Here is a 17,247-nt window from a genome sequence, read left to right as displayed (position 1 = left end):
GCACGGATCAGATCGCCGCAAGCGACGCGTTGACGAGATCGGTGATCAGCATGTGGCCCGGCTTGTGCGTAATGCAGATTTCGGGGCGGGCGCGCTCGATCGCGACCTGAGGCGTGACGCCGCAAGCCCAGAAAACCGGGATTTCGCCCTCGCGCATTTCGGGCGGATCGCCCCAGTCCGGCGTCATCAGGTCGCGAATTCCGATCTGGCCCGGATCGGCGAGATGCACCGGCGCGCCGTGGACGGCCGGAAATCTGCTGGTGATCTGAACCGCGCGGATCGCGTCGGCCGGCTTCATCGGCCGCATCGAGACGACCAGTTCGCCGCCGAAGGGCCCAGCCGGACGGGTTTCGATATTCGTGCGATACATCGGAACCACGCGGCCAAGCTCGACATGGCGCAGGCCGATTCCGGCCGCCATCAGCGGCTCCTCGAACGAATACGAGCAGCCGAGAACGAAGCTGACCAGATCATCGCGCCAGAAGCTCCCGATTTCGGTGACTTCTTCCGCGAGGCGCCCGTCCCGATAGACATAGTAGCGCGGGACGTCGGTGCGGATATCGATATCGCCCAGCATGGGCAGGGCGGGGTTGCCGGCTTCGGACACGCCGAGCAGCGGGCAGGGTTTGGGATTCGCCTGACAGAAGGTGAAAAAATCGAGGGCGTAAGCCTTCGGCAGAATCACCAGATTCCCCTGCACCCGGCCGTTCGCCATGTTCGCCGTGCCGCCCGTGTGATCGCCGCTCGCGATCCGGGCTCTCGCCTGGTCGGGCGTGAGGCGGTCGGAATCCGTACTCCGGTCCATGTCCAGCATGCGTTCCTCGTCAGCTTCAGGAGTCCACCTTCGTTCGGAGGTCATACACCATAAATCGCGCGGGCTTGTCGAGTCACTCGATATATCAGTCTGACTCGTTCAGGCGCCCTCGCGGCGCTCCTGCGCGCGCCATGAGAACCCCGCCGCGCATGGGCCGCGCAAGGCGCTCTGTGTCTGGTCTGTCCCGGCGATGGCGGCTTTCTCCCCGGACGCCTCCGTCCCGTTCTGTGGCTTCGAGCGTCGAGAAACTGGCGCTCGACGTCGCCATCGGGGAAGGGCGGCGTCCATTCCACATCCCCCTCAACAGAGGCCGGGCAGCCACAGGGCGATGCAGGGGAATGCGGCGATCAGCAGCATCACGGCGACGATCAGCCCGATGAACGGCACACAGCCGATGACCACGTCGCGAACCTCGGCGCTCGGCACCGCGCCCTTCAGCACATAGATGTTCAACCCTACGGGCGGCGTGATGGTCGCCACCTCCATGTTCATGGTCATCAGGATGGCGAACCAGACCGGGCTGACCCCCATGCTCAGCAGCGCGGGATAAAAGATCGGCAGGGTGATCAGCATGATGGAGGGCACGTCGAGGAACTGCCCCATCACGAAGAGGATCGCGCTGAAAAGGACGATCACGCCCCAGACCGGGATGTCCAGGCTCAGCACGGCGTCGCTGGTGTCCTGCGGAATGTGAAGCATGTTGACCGCCGATCCGAACAGGCTGGCCAGCGCGACGATCAGCAGGATCATGCAGGACGAGAGCAGCGTGTTCTCGAGCGCGTCGACCAGCACGGGCCATGTGAGCGACCGGTAGACGAACGCCGACAGCGCCAGCGCCAGAAGCGCGCCGAATCCGGCGGATTCGGTGACGGTCAGCGCCCCCGAATAGATGCCCCCGAGCACCAGCACGATCAGCAGCACGCCCCAGATCGCCCGGCGGCTTTCGGCGATACGCTCGCTCCAGCCGGCCTTCGCGTCCAGCGTTTCCTTCTGCCAGAGGCGCGAATAGACCACGCAGTAGCAGCACATCAGGAACGCCAGCAGGATACCGGGCGCCACGCCCGCCATGAACAGGGTCGCGATCGATTCGGTCGTCACCATGCCGAAGATGATCATGGTGATGCTCGGCGGGATCAGGATGCCCAATGTGCCGGCGGCCGCGAGCGTGCCGTAGGCGAAACGCGGGTTGTAGCCGCGGGCGATCATCTCGGGCACGGTGACGGAGGCCATGGCGGCGACGGTTCCGATGCTGGTGCCGCTGACCGCGGCGAAGACGGCGGCCGTCAGGACGGTCGCCACCCCCATGCCCCCGGGAAGGTGGCGGGTCCAGACATGGACGGCGCGGTAGATGTCGCTGGCGACGCCCGAGCTGACCAGGAGCGATCCCATCAGGAGGTAGAGGGGAATCGCGGCCCAGGCGTGGTTGTCGAGAACGCCGTAGAGCGTCTGCCCGACGAGCGCGATCGGCAGGCCGAACGAGAGGAGCGCGGCCACTCCCGTCAGGCCCAGCGCGAAGGCGATCGGGAGACCGATCAGGATCAGGGCCCCGAGGAGGGCCAGCAGGGCGAGCACCGTCATGCGCGGTCCCGCCCGCTCCGCCGGACCCCGGACATGAACGCCGCGGCCGCCTTCGCCGTGTCGGCGAGCGTCTGAAGCATCAGCAGCAGAAAACCGGCGAACAGCATGAACTGCACCGGCCAGAGGGGGAACTCGATATCGGTGTTCGACTTCATTCCCCACGCCATCGACAGGGTCCACATGCCCCAGGTCGAGTAGAGGACGACGCCGAACAGGAATGCGGAGAGCCCACCCGAAACCACCTCGAGAAGGTGGCGCGCCGGCGGGGGCAGCCTGTCGGCGAGCGCGCCCGTTCGGACATGCCGCCTCCGCAGCAGCGTGTAGCCGACGCCAAGCGCCACCAGGCCGATGACCGAGTAGCGGGTGAATTCCTCGGCGAAGGTCGCCGTGATCCCCAGCGCCCGGGTCGTGAATGAGGCGAGAACCAGCAGGAGCAGCGCGATCAGCATGCAGCGCGCCGCCGCCGCGGCGGCGCGCTGCAGCCATTCATTGGCGGTCAGGAGGGCGCGGAACATTCCGGCCGGTCCGCTGCGCCCGCGCCGGTCAGTCAGCGCCCAGCTCGGTGCGGACGCGGACGATGATGTCGAAGATCTCCTTTCCGCGCTCGCCCGCATCCTCGGCCAGCTTCGCGTTGACGCCCGAGAAGGCGTCGCGCCACGGCTGGAGATCGTCGTGATCGACGAAGACCACCTTCATGTGCTGGGGCAGGAACTCGTCGGCCGCCTTCTCCTCTTCGAGCATCAGGTCCCAAGACGTGTCGGAGAGCTTTTGTCCGGCCGCCTCGACGGCCGCCTGCTCCTCGGGCGTCAGGCCCTCCCAGACGCCCTTGTTGATCGTCAGGAAGAAGACCATCAAGTCGTCGCGGATGATGGCGCCGTGCTCGAAAATTTCGTAGAGCTTGCGGCTGACGAACGAGCTGGGCCCCGTCTGGCCGACGTCGACCGTGCCCCGCTGATACGCCATGAACTGCTCGGAGCCGGGGATCGCCTCCGGCTTGGCGCCGACCGCCTGCGCCTTGAGGATCTGCGTCTTGTCGACCGCGCGGATCGATAGGCCCTTCATGTCCGCCGGGGTCTCGATCGGCCGCGCATTCGTGCCGTACATCGAGAAATACCCGTACGGGTGCACCGCGACCACCTTCATGCCGAGACGCCCGAACCTGTCGTCCAGCACCTGCTTCAGGTCCTGCTCGTAAAGCCGTCTGGCGACCTCGGGGCTGTCGACCATGAACGGCCCGTCCAGCAATGCGAGGTCGGGATAGATCGGGGCCACGTAGGGGGTGACCATATCGCCCATATCGACGGCGCCGCTGCCGACCGCCATCGGCAGGTCGGGCCCCTTGAACAGCTGTCCGGCTGGATGGATTTGAACTTTGAGCGAGCCGTCGGTGGCGTCCTCGACCTCGCTCTTGAACGTCTCGAGCGCCTTCACCGAGTGATGGCTCGGCGGCATCTGCGTGCTGAGCCGCAGGGTCGTGTCGGCCATGGTCTGGCTGGCGAACAGCGCCAGCAGGGCGCCGCTGGCCAGAAGCGTCTTCCGAATGGGCATTCCAGATTCCTTCCGTCCCCACACCGGGAATCCCGGCTTCTTTGTGTGATTGTAGGGCAATCTTACAACATGACGCAGGCGAAAGTCGAGGAGGGATAATCAGATATGTGCTGAACCGATGTCGCCGCCGGGCCTTGGGCGCATGTAAAATCAAGGGGTTGCGACCATAAGGATCATGATCGCGAGGGCGGCGGGCTCGCGGACTGCAAACGCATTTTTGTCGTGCAATGACATTGACGGATTGACCGACAATATAGAAACTACCTTCAAAATCGAACCGCGCCGGCGCTCGCCGCACGGCAGCGCAACAAAACCGGCCGGGCTTCACCAGAGCACCGGCGGAGGGGAGGCGACGAATGGAAGCACGAGCGGTGCCGGATACGCTGCTTCAGCGATTTCTATCGCTCGCCGGCGTCCTGTTCACGGCGTACATGGTCTACGCGGCGCTGTTCGGGCCGTACAAGACCGAGATCGTTCATCTGGCGATCCTTCTGGCTGTTCTTCTGCCGATCTTCTTTCTCGATCAGTCTGCGGGCCGCTCCGCGTCCAGGCGCGCATTCGACGCCGGATGGGCGGCGCTCGCGGCGGCCAGCGGCGCCTATGTGATCTTCAGCTTCGAGCGCCTGCTGGCGCTCTGGGGCGCTCCCTTCATGACGCCGACGGATTTCGCCGTCGGCGTCGTCCTCGTTCTGGTGGTTCTCGAGGCGGCGCGGCGCACCAGCTTCGCCTTTTTCCTGCTGGCGGCCGTCAGCATCGCCTATATCCTCTGGGGCAGCTATCTGCCGGGCATGCTGCAGCACTCCGGCATGGACGTATCGCGCTTCATCTACCTGACCGCGTTCACGGCCGAGGGCATCTTCGGCGAGGGGTTGCGCGTCGCCGCGGCCTATCTGTTTATCTTCATCCTGCTCAGCTCGGCCTTGCAGTCGACCAAGACCGGCAGCTTCCTGATGGATGTCTGCAATGCGCGCTTCGGGCACATGACGGGCGGCCCGGCGAAAAGCGCGGTCGCCGCCAGCGCCGGGCTCGGCACGATGACGGGCAGCGCGATCGGAAATGTCGTCACGACCGGGGCGTTCACCATCCCGATGATGATCCGGTCTGGCTTCAAGCGCCGGGTCGCCGCGGCTATCGAAGCGGTCGCCTCCGAGGGCGCGCAGATGCTGCCGCCGGTGATGGGCGCAGGCGCCTTCATCATGGTCGAGTTCACCGGCATCCCCTACGCCACGATCATGCTGGCGGCGCTGCTGCCGGGCATCCTCTATTTCGTGTCCCTGTTCATGGTGGTGCATATCGAGGCGCTGCGCCATGGGCTGACCGGCCTGCCGCGCGAGGAGTTGCCGAGCGCGCGCCAGGCGGTGAAGGACGGCTGGCACTTGCTGGTCGCGCCGATGGCGCTGCTCTACCTGCTGATCGTCGAGGGATATACGCCGAACTACGCCGGCACGGTCTGCCTGTTCCTGGCGCTGGGCGTCGCCATGCTGCGGGCGAGCACGCGGCTGTCCCCGCGCGCGATCCTGCGCACCATCGATGGCGGCGTCCGGCAGGCGGCCGCGGTCACCGCGCTGATCGCGGGCATCGGCTTCATCCAGCAGGCGGTGCTGACGACCGGGCTGGGCCCCCGCTTCACCGAGATTGTCATGGCGGTCAGCGACGGCTCGACGCTGGCGACCCTGGGCCTGGCCGTGGTGATCGCCACCATCCTGGGCATGGGGATGCCGACGCCGATCGCCTATATCCTGCTGGCGGTCTTCATCGCGCCGGCGATCGAGATGACTGGCGTGTCCGAACTCGCGACGCACCTGTTCCTGTTCTATTTCGCCATCAAGTCCGGCTCCACGCCGCCGGTCGCCATGGTGGCCGTGGTCGCGGCCTCGATCGCCAAGGCGAACTGGTGGTGGACGGGGATGACGGCGTTTTTCTATTCGCTGCCGGGATTCATCGTCGCCTTCATGTTTGTCTACTCGCCGGCGTTGCTGATGCAGGCGCCGGCGATCGATATCCTGCTGACCTGCCTCAGCGCATTGCTCGGTGTGCTCGCGCTTTCCGGCGGGTTGCAGGGCTGGTGGCTGGCCTGGGTGTCCTGGCCCGAGCGCGCGGTCCTGATCGGCTCGGCCTTCGCCCTGGTTCACGGCGGCTGGGTGACGGACCTCGTCGGCTTCGCGGGCATCCTCGGGGTCTCCGCCATACGCTGGCGGGGCCGCAGACGCCCAAATCACGCGGTAGTGCAGGCCGCCCAACAAGAACCCGCTGCACGCTTCAATGGAGGAACCTGAACATGTTGAACTTTTTTGGTGACGCTCATCGCTCCGGCATGGCCGTGGCGCTTACGGCCGGCCTGGCCCTGGCGGCCGGCGGCGCGGCGGCGCAGGAGAACTGGGCGCTGGGCACGTCGAGCAGCGGCTCCGGTCCCTATGTCGACGGCACGATCATCGCCAAAACGATGAACGAAGGCCAGGACGTGGTCGATGTTTCCGCCCAGACGACCGGCGGCTACAACGAGAATATCGCGCTTGTGGCGAACGGCCAGATGGAGATGGGCATGGGGGTCGCCTCGGACCTTCACGACGCCTATTTCGGAACCGGAAAATACGCCGACTATCCGGACCCGGATTCGCTGAAGAAGCTGCGCGCCCTGTCCAGCGTCGGGCTCGTGGTCTGCCACTATGTCAGCCGCGCCGACGCCGGCATCGAGACGTTTGAAGACCTGAAGGGCAAGACCTTCAACCTGAACGCGCCGTCGACCTTCACGCGGGGGCTGAACGAAAACTTCGTCGAGGCGCTGGGGATGAAGCTGTCCGACTTCGATGTCGGCAGCGTGTCGACGGGTCAGTTCTTCGGCGCCATGCAGGACCGGACGGTGGATGCGGGCGGGCACTGCTTCCCGATCGGGCTGGGCGCCATGCAGCAGCTGGCCAACAGCGTCGATGTAACCATTCTGAACGTCCCGCAGGAGGCGTTCGACCGGCTCAACGAGATGTATGACAACCTGTTGGTCGAAATCATCATCCCGGCCGGCACCTATCCGGGGCAGGACGAAGACGCGAAGACCTTCGCCCTGAACACCATGATTTTCACGAATGAGGACACGTCGGAAGAGGGCGTCTACAGCATCATGAAGGGGTTCTGGGAGAACACCGACGGGCTCGTCGAGCAGAGCCAGGGCTTCGCCGGGCTGACCCCGGATCTGGCGATCAAGGGCAACCGCGTGCCGCTGCACCCGGGCGCCGAGCGATACTTTCGCGAGATCGGCCAAATTCAGTGACGCGACGGATCGCGAGAAAGGATCGACTAACCGCATGACTGCTTTCGTTTCTGCCACCGTGCTCGAAATAAACCGGGCGGAAAGCCCGATTCATCTGCGGCTCGCCGCATCGCTGGCGGCGAAGATCGCGGCCGACCTGGGTGCGCGCGTGATCAAGGTCGAGCCGCTTGGCGGAGACCCGGTGAGGAAAACGCCTCCCCATCTCGACCCATCGGTCCCGGAGGGCAGCGCGCTTTTCGAGTTCCTCAACACCGGGAAGGAGTCGGTCATCCTGGACGTCGACAGCACATCGGGGGCGGCGGCGCTGGCCGCCCTCGAAGAGCGCGCCGACGCGGTGATCCGCGAGCACGCGCCGGCGCCCGACGCGAAGCCAGGCTCGCGGGTGGACGTCCACATCACCGGGCTCGGTCGGGCCGTCGGCGGCGGCGGCGCCGAGCAGCCCGCCAGCGAGCTGACCATCCTGGCGATGAGCGGGTTGCTGGACATGATCGGCGACCCGGCCCGGGCGCCGCTGCGCCTCGGGGGCCATCAGGCGGCCTATGCCGGGGGACTGTCCGCCTTCACCGGAATGATGGCGGGCCTGACCGGGCTGCGCCGGACGGGCCGCGGCGAGATCGTGACTGTTTCGCTGCTGGATTCGATGCTGTGGATCAACTGGAAATCGCCGGCGGGCGCCATGTTCCTCGGCCGGCCGCCGCGGCGCGAAGGGGCGCAGGCCGAGTGGCAGACGATCCCCTGCGCCGACGGGCGCGTCGCGCTGGTTTATTTCGAACGCGACTGGCCGCAGATCTGCGAACTGGCGCGTCAACCCCTGCTGGCCAAACCTCCCTTCGCGGCCGCCGCCGAGCGCCGGCGGAACAGGGCGGCGGCCGTGGCCCTGCTGGCCGAGGCCTTCGCGGGCCGCACGCGGCAGGACATCTTTGCCGAGGCCAAGCGGCGCCGCATCCCGCTGGGGCCGGTGCTCTCGCCGCTCGAACTGCTGGAGGATCCGCAATACCTTGCGCGCGATTTCATCGCGACGGTGCGCCATCCGCGCCTGGGAGATCTGTCTATGCCGCATGTGCCGGTCACGTGGAACGGCAGGCGCTTCGGGCCGCGCCCTGCGCCTGCGGAGGGAACGCTCTCCGAGGTGCGCGCATGACAAGCTATCTTCCCGCCGCGGGCATCCGGGTGCTCGATCTCGGCATCATCACGGCCGGGGCCAGCACCTCCGCCATCCTCGCCGACCTGGGGGCTGACGTGATCAAGGTGGAGTCGGCCTCGTATATGGACCCGTTCCGCGTCTGGGACATCAAGGCCGGAGAGGGCCGATGGTGGGACGTGTCGCCGCTCTACCGGTTCACCAACCGCAACAAGCGCTGCGTCAGCCTGGATCTGAAGCACGAGGAAGGGCGGGCTCTGCTGCTGGCCCTCGCCCGCGAGGCCGACCTGGTCGTCGAGAACTTCCGCCGCGGCGTGCTGGACCGGCTGGGCGTCGGCCCGGCTGCGCTGCTCGAAGCCAATCCGCGGCTGGTCGTCGCCTCGGTGTCCAGCCAGGGCGAGGACGGGCCGGATCGCGACGCCGTGTCGTTCGGGTCGACCCTGGACGCGACCTCCGGCCTGGCCTGGTTGACGGCTTACGAGGACGGGCCGCCGACGCTCAGCGGCCGGGACGTGAATTTTCCCGACCAGGTCGTCTCGGTATTCGCCGCCGGCGCCATCCTGGCCGCGCTCGGACATGTCGGCGAGACCGGGCGGGGCGGCCATCTGGATCTGCCGCAGCGCGAACTCGCCACATTCCTGGTCGGCGAAGAGATCGTCCGCGCCGCCCGCGCCGGCGGCGATCGCCGGCCGCGGGGCAACGAGGGCGACGAGATATACTGGCAGGACTGCGTGCGTGCGGCCGATGGCGTCTGGATCGCCGTCAGCGTCATGGACGCCGATTCCGCGGCCTCGCTGGACCTGCCGCGCGAGCCCCGCGCTTTCGGCGAGGCTCTGGCCGGCTGGGCGGCGGAGCGGGACGGCGAGGCCGTGATCGGCCATATGCGCGCGCGCGGCGTCGCGGCGGCCGTGGTCAGCGACTCGGAATCGCTGGGCGCGATGCCGCTCGAGGCCTTTGGCTCGGCGCTGGCGCGGAGCCCCGACGGCGGCGTCGCCAAGGGCTTTCCCTTCCAGCTGACGGGGACGCCGCTGACCGTGCGCGCGCCCGCGCCCGCGCTGGGCGAGCACACGCGCGAGGTGCTGGCCGAATTGCTTCACCTGTCGGACGAGGAGATCGACCGGCTCGAGCGCGAGGGCGTCACATCCGACAGGCCCGCCTGAGTGAACCAGAACCCGGAGATATTGATGAAAGCTTTGATCTGCCGCGCCTTCGGCGCCCCCGACGTCCTGCGCCTGGAAGAGTGCGAGCCGCGCCATCCGGGCCCCGGCGAGGCGCGCATCGCCATCGCCGCCGCCGGGGTCAACTTCCCGGACTCGCTGATGGTCGCGGGCAAGTACCAGGTGAAGCCGCCCTTCCCCTTCATCCCCGGGCTGGAAGGCGCCGGCACGGTGATCGAGGTCGGCGAGGGCGTCACGCACCTGACGCCAGGGACGCGCGTGATGTTCATGGCCCGGCGGGGCGGCGCCTTCGCGACCGAGATCACGATGGACGCGCGCACCGTCGCGCCGATCCCCGACCGGATGGACGCCGTCACAGCCGCCTGCTTCCCGATCGTCTACGGCACCGCTCATTTCGCGCTGACCCACCGGGGGAAGGTGCGACCGGGCGAAACGGTGCTCGTCACCGGTGCGGCCGGAGGCGTCGGGATCGCCGCCGTCGAGGTCGCCAAGGCGCTGGGCGCTCGGGTGATCGCCGCGGCGGGCGACGCCGACCGGCTGGAGGTCGCGCGCCAGCACGGCGCCGACGAGGCGATCAATTACCGCAGCGAGGATCTGCGCGAACGCGTCAAGGAATTGACCGGCGGCGCGGGCGTCGACGTCGTCTTCGACCCTGTCGGCGGCGATGTGTTCGACGCCTGCACCAGGGTGCTCGGCTGGGAGGGCAGGCTGCTGGTTATCGGCTTCGCCAGCGGACGCATTCCCTCGGCGCCGGCCAACATGGTGCTGGTCAAGAACTACTCGGTGGTCGGCGTCGTCTTCGGCGCGCATACCGAGAGGTTCCCGGACGACACGCGCGCGCGACTGACCGAGCTGACGAGCTGGGTGTCGGACGGCCGGCTGAAGCCGCATGTCTCGCGGACCTACCCGCTCGCCGAAGGGCCCATGGCGATTGCAGATCTCGCCGCGCGGCGGGCGGTCGGCAAGGTGGCCGTCGTCACCTGACCGGCGGGCCGCATCGCCGCCCGCCTTCCGCATCGTCCGGCCCATGGCCGGACGATCCCGTTTCGGCGCTTCGAAGAGAGAGAGAACGGGGGCGCATGGCCCCCGCGCCCCCGTTCAGTACGAGCGGGGCATCCCCAGCACGTGCTGGCCGACATAGGCCAGGATCAGGTTGGTCGAGACCGGGGCGATCTGCATGAGCCGCGTCTCGCGCCATTTGCGCTCGATCTCGTATTCGCGCGCGTATGAGAAGCCGCCATGCGTCTGCATCGCCGCCTCGCCGGCATGCCAGGACGCCTCCGACGCCAGCATCTTCGCCATGTTTGCGGCCGGGCCGCAATCATGTCCGGCATCGAACAGCGCCGCGGCCTTGCGCGTCATCATCTCGGCGGCCTCGATCTCGCAATGGGCGCGGGCGATGGGGAACTGGATGCCCTGATTCTGGCCGATCGGACGCCCGAAAACGACGCGCTCGCTGGCGTAGTCCGAAGCCTTGCGGATGAACCACTTGCCATCGCCCAGCGACTCGCTGGCCACCAGGATCCGTTCGGCGTTCATGCCGTCGAGGATGTAGCGGAAGCCCTTGCCTTCTTCGCCGATCAGGTTCTCGGCCGGCACCCGCAGATCCTCGATGAAAATCTCGGTGGTGTTGTGATTGATCATCGCGTCAATCGGGTTGATCTTCAGGCCGTTCCCCTTGGCCTCGCGCATGTCGACCAGGAAGACCGAGAGCCCGTCGGTCTTGCGCTTGACCTGGTCCAGCGGCGTCGTGCGCGCCAGCAGCAGCATCATATCCGAGAACAGCGCCCGCGAGGTCCAGACCTTCTGCCCGTTGACGACATAGTGGTCGCCGTCGCGCACTGCGCGGGTGCGGAGGCTGGTCGTGTCGGTGCCCGAGGTTGGCTCGGTGACGCCGAACGCCTGCAGACGCAGCTCGCCCGAGGCGATCTTCGGCAGGTATGCGCGCTTTTGCGCCTCACTGCCGTGGCGCAGCAGCGTGCCCATGATGTACATCTGCGCGTGGCAGGCGCCGGCGTTGCAGCCCGAGGCGTGAATTTCCTCGAGGATGACCGAGGCGGCGCGGATCGGCAGGCCTGAGCCGCCGTACTCTTCGGGAATCAGCGCGCCGAGGAAGCCCGCCTCGGTCAACGCGGCGACGAATTCGTGCGGATAGCCGACATCGGCCTCCAGTTGTCTCCAGTACGAGCCGGGAAAGCCCTCGCAGATCTTGCGGACGGCGTCCCGGATATCGGCGTAGTCTTCACCCAGTTCGAGCAGGACGGCGTCGGCCCCCGCCTGGTTGATCATGTTCATGCGTTCCCTTCCTTGACTGCTTTCTGATGATTGCGCTTCGCCGCGGCGGCTCAAACCAGCCGGTCGAGCGCCAGCGTCAGCTCCGCCCTGAAATCGGGATGGGCGATGGCGATCAGCGATCGCGCCCGCTCTTCGATCGTGCGCCCGCGAAGCTCGGCGGCGCCGTATTCGGTCACGACGGTGTCGATATCGGCGCGGGAGGTCGTGACGACGCCGGACTCCAGCTTGGCCACGATGCGCGACCGCCTGCCGCCCGCCGCGGTCGAGGGCAGCGCGACGATGGACCGGCCGCCGGGCGACGCTGCGCCGGCCCTGACGAAATCGGCGTGACCGCCGATCAGCCCGATATGGTTGGAGCCGATGACCTCGGCGTTCGTCTGCCCCGTCAGGTCCACCTCGACGGCCGAGTTGATGCTGATCAGGGCCTCCAGATCCGCGAGAACCGCCGCCGAATGCGTGTAGTCGGCGCCGCGCACCCGCAGGTTCGGATTGCGGTCGGCCCAGCGATAGACCCGCTGCGTCCCCAGCAGCGAGCCGGTGACCACCAGGCCCTCGTCGCGCTCCTTGCGCCGGCCGGTGACGACGCCCGCCTCGACGAGGTCGACTATGGCGTCGCCGATCACGCCGGTGTGGACGCCGAGGTCGCGCTTGTCCCTCAGTCCTCGCAGCACCGCGTCGGCGATCGCGCCGAGGCCGATCTGGATGGTCGCGCCGTCCGGCACCATGGCCGCGACACGCCTGGCGATCTCCCGTTCGAGATCTCCGATCCGCGCTGGCGGCTGCTCGAGCAGCGGGCGCGAGGTGTGGAGGAATGCGTCCACCCGTTCCTCGGGCACGTCCGTGTCGCCGAAGGTGCGCGGCATCCGGTCGTTCACCTCGGCGATGATGCGCGGCGCCGTCGCGGCGACGGTCGCCAGGTAGTCGCCCATGACGCCCAGATTGTACGCGCCGCCCTCGACCGGCGAGAGCTGGAGAAGCGCCACGTCGAACGCCAGCCGGCCCGACCGGATCAGCCGCGGCACCTCCGAATAGTGCGACAGGAGAACCGCCAGCCGCCCGGCCCGGAAAAAGCGCCCCGTGCTGCCCGCGCCGCCGAGCGCCGTCAAACGCAGCACGGCGCTCGACTCGGCTGCGATCGACTCCGCGAGCCCCAGGCCGACGAAGGTTCGCTCCGGCGCGATCTCCGCCGCCTCGGACGAGAGCATCTCGACCAGCGGTATCGGCTCGCCGGCGGAATGGCCGACGGCGATCCGGCCGCGATGCGGAACAGCGTCGGCCAGCCTCCGCGGGGCGTCTGCGCCAGGGGCCGGCGCGGCGGCGCCCCCGGTCATCCCGCGTCCCTCCCGGACAGCACTTCGATCGCGATGCGGCCGGCGTTGCGGACATGCACCGCCGCAGCCTCGGTCGCGGCTGTCTCGTCGCGCGCCCTGATCTTCTCGTAAAGATCCCGAATCTCGCCCAGGCTGCTGGCCGGACGGTCGGGCGAGGACATCGACGTCGCGCGAAGGATGGTGATCCGGTTGTAGAGCTGCGTCAGCAATTGGCGGACGATGTTGTTCCCGCAATTGTCGGCGATGATCGCGTAGAACGCGCCTGCGGCCTCGACGACCTCGATGACGGACCCGTCCTCGCTTTCCCGCTCAAGGTTGACGAGAGCCCGCCCGAGTTGCTCCAGCAGGGCCGCGCTGGCCGTTCGCGTGAAGTCGCGCACGGCGATGCGTTCGAGGAACTCGCGGATTTCGTAGAGCTGGCGCGCCTCGTCCGCGGTGATCACCGCCACGAAGGGGCCGCGGTAGCGCTGATTGACGATGATCCCTTCCGCCTCGAGCTGGCGCAGCGCCTCGCGGATCGAGGCGCGGCCGGCCCCGAGAAGTTCGCAGAGCTCGCGTTCTATCAGCCTGTCGCCGGGCTTGAAGCGGCCGACGAGGATGGCTTTGCGGATGTTGCGTTCGATCTGCGACCGCAGCGACGCCGTTTCGCGTTCGACATGTAAATCCATGGTCCGACGTTACCGCCTTTCAGATTGCCTGACAATCGGGCAATGAGTCGACGCCAGCGACTGTCCGGCGCTCCGCCAGCGGGCGTCGTATGCGACTGGCGGGCGACTCAAAGCTGTCATGAAGCGAACGCCCCCGCCGCGCCTTCAGGCGGCGAAGGTCTTCGGCAACCCCGCCGCGGCGACCATCCCGAAGAACCGCTCGCCGGGCAGCCAGCCCTCAACCTCGGCGCGGAGCGCGATCAGCGCCTCGATGTCTATGCCGGTTTCGAACCCCAGCGATTCAAGGAGAAAGCAGCAATCTTCGGAGTTGATGTTCCCCGTCGCCCCCGGGGCGAACGGGCAGCCGCCGAGGCCCGCCAGCGCGGCGTCGAACCGGCGGACGCCGGCTTCGAGCGCCGCATAGACGTTGCTGACGCCCAGACCGCGCGTGTCGTGGAAATGCGCCGCCAGCGGCGTCGGGCCGACGGCTTGCGCGACCGCGCGGAAGATGCGCTTGACCTGCGCCGGATCGCCGTAGCCGACCGTGTCGGCCAGCGTGATCTCCTCGGCTCCGGCCTCGGCGAGCGCCGTGGCGATTTCGACCACCCGCGCCTCGGGCACCGCGCCTTGGATGGTGCAGCCGAACGAGGTGGCGATTCCGGCGCCGATGCGGACCGCGCCCTTCAGCCCGCGGGCGTCGCGCTCCTCCACGATGCGACGGAAGTCCGCGAGCGATTCGTCGGTCGTCCGCCGGACATTCGCCTGGTTGTGCGCCTCGCTGGCCGACAGCACGTAATTGACCTGGTGGACGCCGCTCTCGAAGGCGCGTTGGGCGCCCTTGAGATTGGGCGCCAGCGCGGAGACGAACAGGCCGGGCGCGGCCAGCGCCCCGGCCGCGATCTCGGACGCATCGGCGAACTGCGGCGCCACCCTGGCCGGAACGAAGGAGGTGACCTCCATCTCGGCCACTCCCGCCGCTCGCGCGGCGCGGCACCAGTCCAGCTTGCGTTCGGTCGGCAGAATTGTCTTGACCATCTGCAGCCCGTCGCGCAGCCCGACCTCGCGCAGGGCCGCCTTTTCTCTTTTCGTCATCCTAGCGTCCCCTGAAATCCGGCCGGCGCTTCTCGTTATAGGCCCGCACGCCCTCGCGCCGGTCCTCGGTCGGGACCATGCGGTTATAGGCTTCGATCTCGAAGGCGAGCCCGTCCCAAATCGACATCTGCGCGCCGCGGTCGATCGATTGCTTGGCTTGGCGGACCGAAATCGGCGCGTTCCGCGCGATCGCCTCGGCCGTGTCGAGCGCGGAGGCCATCAATTCACTCTGCGGCAGAACGCGATTGACGAGCCCCCAGGCTTCGGCCTGCTCCGCCGAGAACGGGCGGCCCGTCAGGATCGCCTCCTTGGCCCTGCGCGCGCCCATCGCGCGCGTCAGGTTCTGCGTGCCGCCGGCGCCGGGCATGATGCCCAGGGTGACCTCGGTCAGCGCGAAACGGGCGTTCCCGGCGGCGTAGACGAAGTCGCAGGCGGCGGCGATCTCGCACCCGCCGCCGTACGCCGCGCCGTTGACCGCCGCGACCACCGGGATCGGGCATCCGATTATGGCGCGCACCATTTTCTCGAAGATCGCGTGCTGCGTCTGCCAGGTCTCGTCCGACATCCCATTGCGTTCCTTGAGGTCGCCGCCGGCCGAGAACGCCTTCTCGCCGCGCCCTGTAAGCACGATGCAGCGCACCTCCTGCTGCACGATCTGGAAGGTCTCGAACAGGTGCAGCAAATCCAGGCCCATCTGCGTGTTCATCGCGTTCGCCGCCTTCGGCCGGTCCAGCGTAACAACCAGGACATGCCTGGAGGGCCGCTCCAGAGCCAGCGTCTCGTAGCTGTGGCGCATGACCGGCGCGCCCAAGTTCTCGGCAATCATTGTTTCCCCTGCTTTCGTGACGCGCTGCGCCGTCCGGAGTGCTAAGCCCGCGAGTAATCTGGACTCGTAGGATTGCCGGATCGTCCGACAATTTATTTTTAGTGGCACTGGGAATCCGGGGTCAAGCCCCCGCGCTCCTTCATGTCAATCAGCATCCAATCCCGGGGCTGACTCAAATTCCGTGGGGGCGTCGATCATTCCGCCGCCATTGGGCGCGTTTTGAGCAGGTGGGGGGCGGCGCAACCGTAAATCCGGCTCTTGATGAGCTTGAGCCGGTTGATTTCGCCTTCGAGCTGATTTCTGGGCCAAGGCTCGATGTTGGCGAGCGCCGCTCCGCCTGGCTCGGGCGGCGAACAGGGTGGGTTTGATGAGCCCCGAACTTTCGTTCAGCGCCGCGCCGGGTCGCGCTCGATCATTGCGACGCCGCCGTTCGCACCGCCGGCCGGCGCGCCGCGAGCGGAGCGCGGAGAAGAGAGCTCCAGGCGCCGCCGGGCGTTCGCCAGGCGCGCCGATAGGGTCCGCTCGGCCAGAACCGACTCGTAGAGCGCGAGATAATCCGCGGCCATGCGCGCGGCCGTGAAGCGCCTGGCGACATGGGCGCGGGGGGCGGCGCGGCGGATGGCTCCGATCCGGCCCACGGCGCGGATGGCGTCGTCGGGGCCGTCAACCAGAAATCCCGTCCGACCGTCGACGATCAGCTCGGGCATGGAGCCGCGCCGGCGGGCGACAACGGGCGTGCCGCAGGCCATGGCTTCGACCACCGACAGCCCGAAGGGCTCGTCGAACCCGATCAGGTGCAGAAGGGCTTTGGCCCCGCCCAGAGCTCTGGCGCGCTCGGCGCCGCCGACGGGGCCATGCCAGATCACCCGGTCGTCGGACAGGGCGGGGCGCACATATGCGTCGAAATAGGCCTGATCCTGAATGACGCCATAGATGTGCAGGCGGTGGCCTGTGGCGTGGGCGACCTCGATGGCCTCTTTCGCGCCCTTGTCGGGGTGGATGCGGCCGAAGAACAGCAGGTCATCGCCGCCCGCCGGGTCAAAGGGGAAATCATCGAGCCGTATGCCGTGATGGATCGTCGCCGCATAGCGCAGGTCGGGGTGGCGGTCGGCCTCGCTGATGGCGACGAAACGCACTCGGTCCTCGAAAGGCTTGAACATCGGCAGGATGCGTTCCGAGGAAAAGCCGTGAATCGTCGTCACCACCGGCGTTTCGACCAGCGGCGCGAAGGCGTGGGCCGGGAAGTCCGCCTGATTGTGGATGATGTCGAACCGGTCCGCCTGCGAAAACACATGCGACAGGTGCCGGTATTCCCAGACCTTGGCGTCGACGCCGGGATCCTCGCTGTAGGGGGCGGGCGCGACGGCGTCGAGGCGGGCCGATGTCTGGCTGTCGGCGGTGGCGAACAGCGTCACGTCGAGGCCCATCGCCACCAGCTCCTCGGTCAGCAGGTGGGTCAGCAGCTCCCACGGGCCGTAGTGGCGGGGGGGCGTGCGCCAGGCGATGGGCGCGAGCATGGCGATACGCATCGC

The 17,247-nt window shown here is 67.7% G+C and carries 15 protein-coding genes; 5 read left to right on the top strand and 10 right to left on the bottom strand.

The genetic code is table 11. The features are described from left to right. Nucleotides 1-7: 7 nt before the first annotated feature. From WG921_RS16185 to WG921_RS16170, 4 genes are all read right to left on the bottom strand, one after another. Nucleotides 8-814 carry a putative hydro-lyase gene (locus tag WG921_RS16185; protein WP_340110299.1) on the bottom strand — a complete coding sequence of 269 codons (807 nt, stop codon included), beginning with the start codon at nucleotides 812-814 and terminating at the stop codon, nucleotides 8-10. A gap of 300 nt (nucleotides 815-1,114) precedes the next feature. After that, nucleotides 1,115-2,392: a TRAP transporter large permease gene (locus tag WG921_RS16180; protein ID WP_340110298.1), complete on the bottom strand. Its 1,278-nt coding sequence runs from the start codon at nucleotides 2,390-2,392 to the stop codon at nucleotides 1,115-1,117. After that, nucleotides 2,389-2,907, bottom strand: coding sequence for a TRAP transporter small permease (locus tag WG921_RS16175; RefSeq protein WP_340110297.1), 519 nt, complete (start codon nucleotides 2,905-2,907; stop codon nucleotides 2,389-2,391). Before WG921_RS16175 ends, WG921_RS16180 begins: the two co-directional genes overlap by 4 nt. Before the next feature lie 28 nt (nucleotides 2,908-2,935). After that, nucleotides 2,936-3,940, bottom strand: coding sequence for a TRAP transporter substrate-binding protein (locus tag WG921_RS16170; RefSeq protein ID WP_340110296.1), 1,005 nt, complete (start codon nucleotides 3,938-3,940; stop codon nucleotides 2,936-2,938). Nucleotides 3,941-4,296: 356 nt separating this feature from the next. Here WG921_RS16170 and WG921_RS16165 point away from each other — a divergent pair, with 356 nt between their 5' ends. Genes WG921_RS16165 through WG921_RS16145 form a run of 5 tightly spaced genes read left to right on the top strand, consistent with a single transcriptional unit; the run spans nucleotide 4,297 to nucleotide 10,508 of the window. Continuing rightward, entirely contained in the window at nucleotides 4,297-6,216 is a 1,920-nt protein-coding gene (locus tag WG921_RS16165) for a TRAP transporter permease (RefSeq protein ID WP_340110295.1), read from the top strand. Between the two features lie 2 nt (nucleotides 6,217-6,218). Next, nucleotides 6,219-7,205: a TAXI family TRAP transporter solute-binding subunit gene (locus WG921_RS16160; RefSeq protein WP_340110294.1), complete on the top strand. Its 987-nt coding sequence runs from the start codon at nucleotides 6,219-6,221 to the stop codon at nucleotides 7,203-7,205. 34 nt (nucleotides 7,206-7,239) lie between these two features. Continuing rightward, nucleotides 7,240-8,346: a CoA transferase gene (locus WG921_RS16155; RefSeq protein ID WP_340110293.1), complete on the top strand. Its 1,107-nt coding sequence runs from the start codon at nucleotides 7,240-7,242 to the stop codon at nucleotides 8,344-8,346. Next, complete coding sequence (locus WG921_RS16150) at nucleotides 8,343-9,506, top strand: CaiB/BaiF CoA transferase family protein (RefSeq protein WP_340110292.1); 1,164 nt, start codon at nucleotides 8,343-8,345, stop codon at nucleotides 9,504-9,506. Before WG921_RS16155 ends, WG921_RS16150 begins: the two co-directional genes overlap by 4 nt. A 24-nt stretch (nucleotides 9,507-9,530) precedes the next feature. Continuing rightward, nucleotides 9,531-10,508 carry an NADPH:quinone oxidoreductase family protein gene (locus WG921_RS16145; RefSeq protein WP_340110291.1) on the top strand — a complete coding sequence of 326 codons (978 nt, stop codon included), beginning with the start codon at nucleotides 9,531-9,533 and terminating at the stop codon, nucleotides 10,506-10,508. A 114-nt stretch (nucleotides 10,509-10,622) separates the two neighbouring features. Here WG921_RS16145 and WG921_RS16140 read toward each other — a convergent pair whose 3' ends face one another. The 6 genes from WG921_RS16140 to WG921_RS16115 all read right to left on the bottom strand — a co-directional run bounded on the left by WG921_RS16140 (nucleotide 10,623) and on the right by WG921_RS16115 (nucleotide 17,244). Continuing rightward, nucleotides 10,623-11,813: an acyl-CoA dehydrogenase family protein gene (locus WG921_RS16140; protein ID WP_340110387.1), complete on the bottom strand. Its 1,191-nt coding sequence runs from the start codon at nucleotides 11,811-11,813 to the stop codon at nucleotides 10,623-10,625. Nucleotides 11,814-11,869: 56 nt separating this feature from the next. Further along, complete coding sequence (locus WG921_RS16135) at nucleotides 11,870-13,150, bottom strand: acetyl-CoA hydrolase/transferase family protein (protein ID WP_340110290.1); 1,281 nt, start codon at nucleotides 13,148-13,150, stop codon at nucleotides 11,870-11,872. After that, complete coding sequence (locus WG921_RS16130) at nucleotides 13,147-13,818, bottom strand: GntR family transcriptional regulator (RefSeq protein WP_340110289.1); 672 nt, start codon at nucleotides 13,816-13,818, stop codon at nucleotides 13,147-13,149. The genes WG921_RS16135 and WG921_RS16130 overlap by 4 nt, the downstream gene beginning before the upstream one ends. A gap of 144 nt (nucleotides 13,819-13,962) precedes the next feature. Next, on the bottom strand, nucleotides 13,963-14,889 hold the full coding sequence (locus WG921_RS16125; RefSeq protein WP_340110288.1) for a hydroxymethylglutaryl-CoA lyase: 927 nt from the start codon (nucleotides 14,887-14,889) through the stop codon (nucleotides 13,963-13,965). A 1-nt stretch (nucleotide 14,890) separates the two neighbouring features. Beyond that, a complete protein-coding gene (locus WG921_RS16120; protein ID WP_340110287.1) occupies nucleotides 14,891-15,715 on the bottom strand; it encodes an enoyl-CoA hydratase/isomerase family protein in 825 nt (274 codons plus the stop codon). A gap of 386 nt (nucleotides 15,716-16,101) precedes the next feature. After that, complete coding sequence (locus WG921_RS16115; protein ID WP_340110286.1) at nucleotides 16,102-17,244, bottom strand: glycosyltransferase family 4 protein; 1,143 nt, start codon at nucleotides 17,242-17,244, stop codon at nucleotides 16,102-16,104. Between the last annotated feature and the right edge of the window lie 3 nt (nucleotides 17,245-17,247).

Source organism: Paludibacillus litoralis (genome assembly GCF_037646705.1).
Lineage (GTDB): Bacteria > Pseudomonadota > Alphaproteobacteria > Rhodobacterales > Rhodobacteraceae > Pikeienuella > Pikeienuella litoralis.
This window is presented reverse-complemented; position numbering and strand designations above follow the sequence as displayed.

What these genes read in the sequence shown, in the direction of transcription:
- WG921_RS16185 (WP_340110299.1), bottom strand. Translation starts at nt 814, where the DNA reads ATGCTGGACATGGACCGGAGTACGGATTCCGACCGCCTCACGCCCGAC.
- WG921_RS16180 (WP_340110298.1), bottom strand. Translation starts at nt 2,392, where the DNA reads ATGACGGTGCTCGCCCTGCTGGCCCTCCTCGGGGCCCTGATCCTGATC.
- WG921_RS16175 (WP_340110297.1), bottom strand. Translation starts at nt 2,907, where the DNA reads ATGTTCCGCGCCCTCCTGACCGCCAATGAATGGCTGCAGCGCGCCGCC.
- WG921_RS16170 (WP_340110296.1), bottom strand. Translation starts at nt 3,940, where the DNA reads ATGCCCATTCGGAAGACGCTTCTGGCCAGCGGCGCCCTGCTGGCGCTG.
- WG921_RS16165 (WP_340110295.1), top strand. Translation starts at nt 4,297, where the DNA reads ATGGAAGCACGAGCGGTGCCGGATACGCTGCTTCAGCGATTTCTATCG.
- WG921_RS16160 (WP_340110294.1), top strand. Translation starts at nt 6,219, where the DNA reads ATGTTGAACTTTTTTGGTGACGCTCATCGCTCCGGCATGGCCGTGGCG.
- WG921_RS16155 (WP_340110293.1), top strand. Translation starts at nt 7,240, where the DNA reads ATGACTGCTTTCGTTTCTGCCACCGTGCTCGAAATAAACCGGGCGGAA.
- WG921_RS16150 (WP_340110292.1), top strand. Translation starts at nt 8,343, where the DNA reads ATGACAAGCTATCTTCCCGCCGCGGGCATCCGGGTGCTCGATCTCGGC.
- WG921_RS16145 (WP_340110291.1), top strand. Translation starts at nt 9,531, where the DNA reads ATGAAAGCTTTGATCTGCCGCGCCTTCGGCGCCCCCGACGTCCTGCGC.
- WG921_RS16140 (WP_340110387.1), bottom strand. Translation starts at nt 11,813, where the DNA reads ATGATCAACCAGGCGGGGGCCGACGCCGTCCTGCTCGAACTGGGTGAA.
- WG921_RS16135 (WP_340110290.1), bottom strand. Translation starts at nt 13,150, where the DNA reads ATGACCGGGGGCGCCGCCGCGCCGGCCCCTGGCGCAGACGCCCCGCGG.
- WG921_RS16130 (WP_340110289.1), bottom strand. Translation starts at nt 13,818, where the DNA reads ATGGATTTACATGTCGAACGCGAAACGGCGTCGCTGCGGTCGCAGATC.
- WG921_RS16125 (WP_340110288.1), bottom strand. Translation starts at nt 14,889, where the DNA reads ATGACGAAAAGAGAAAAGGCGGCCCTGCGCGAGGTCGGGCTGCGCGAC.
- WG921_RS16120 (WP_340110287.1), bottom strand. Translation starts at nt 15,715, where the DNA reads ATGATTGCCGAGAACTTGGGCGCGCCGGTCATGCGCCACAGCTACGAG.
- WG921_RS16115 (WP_340110286.1), bottom strand. Translation starts at nt 17,244, where the DNA reads ATGCGTATCGCCATGCTCGCGCCCATCGCCTGGCGCACGCCCCCCCGC.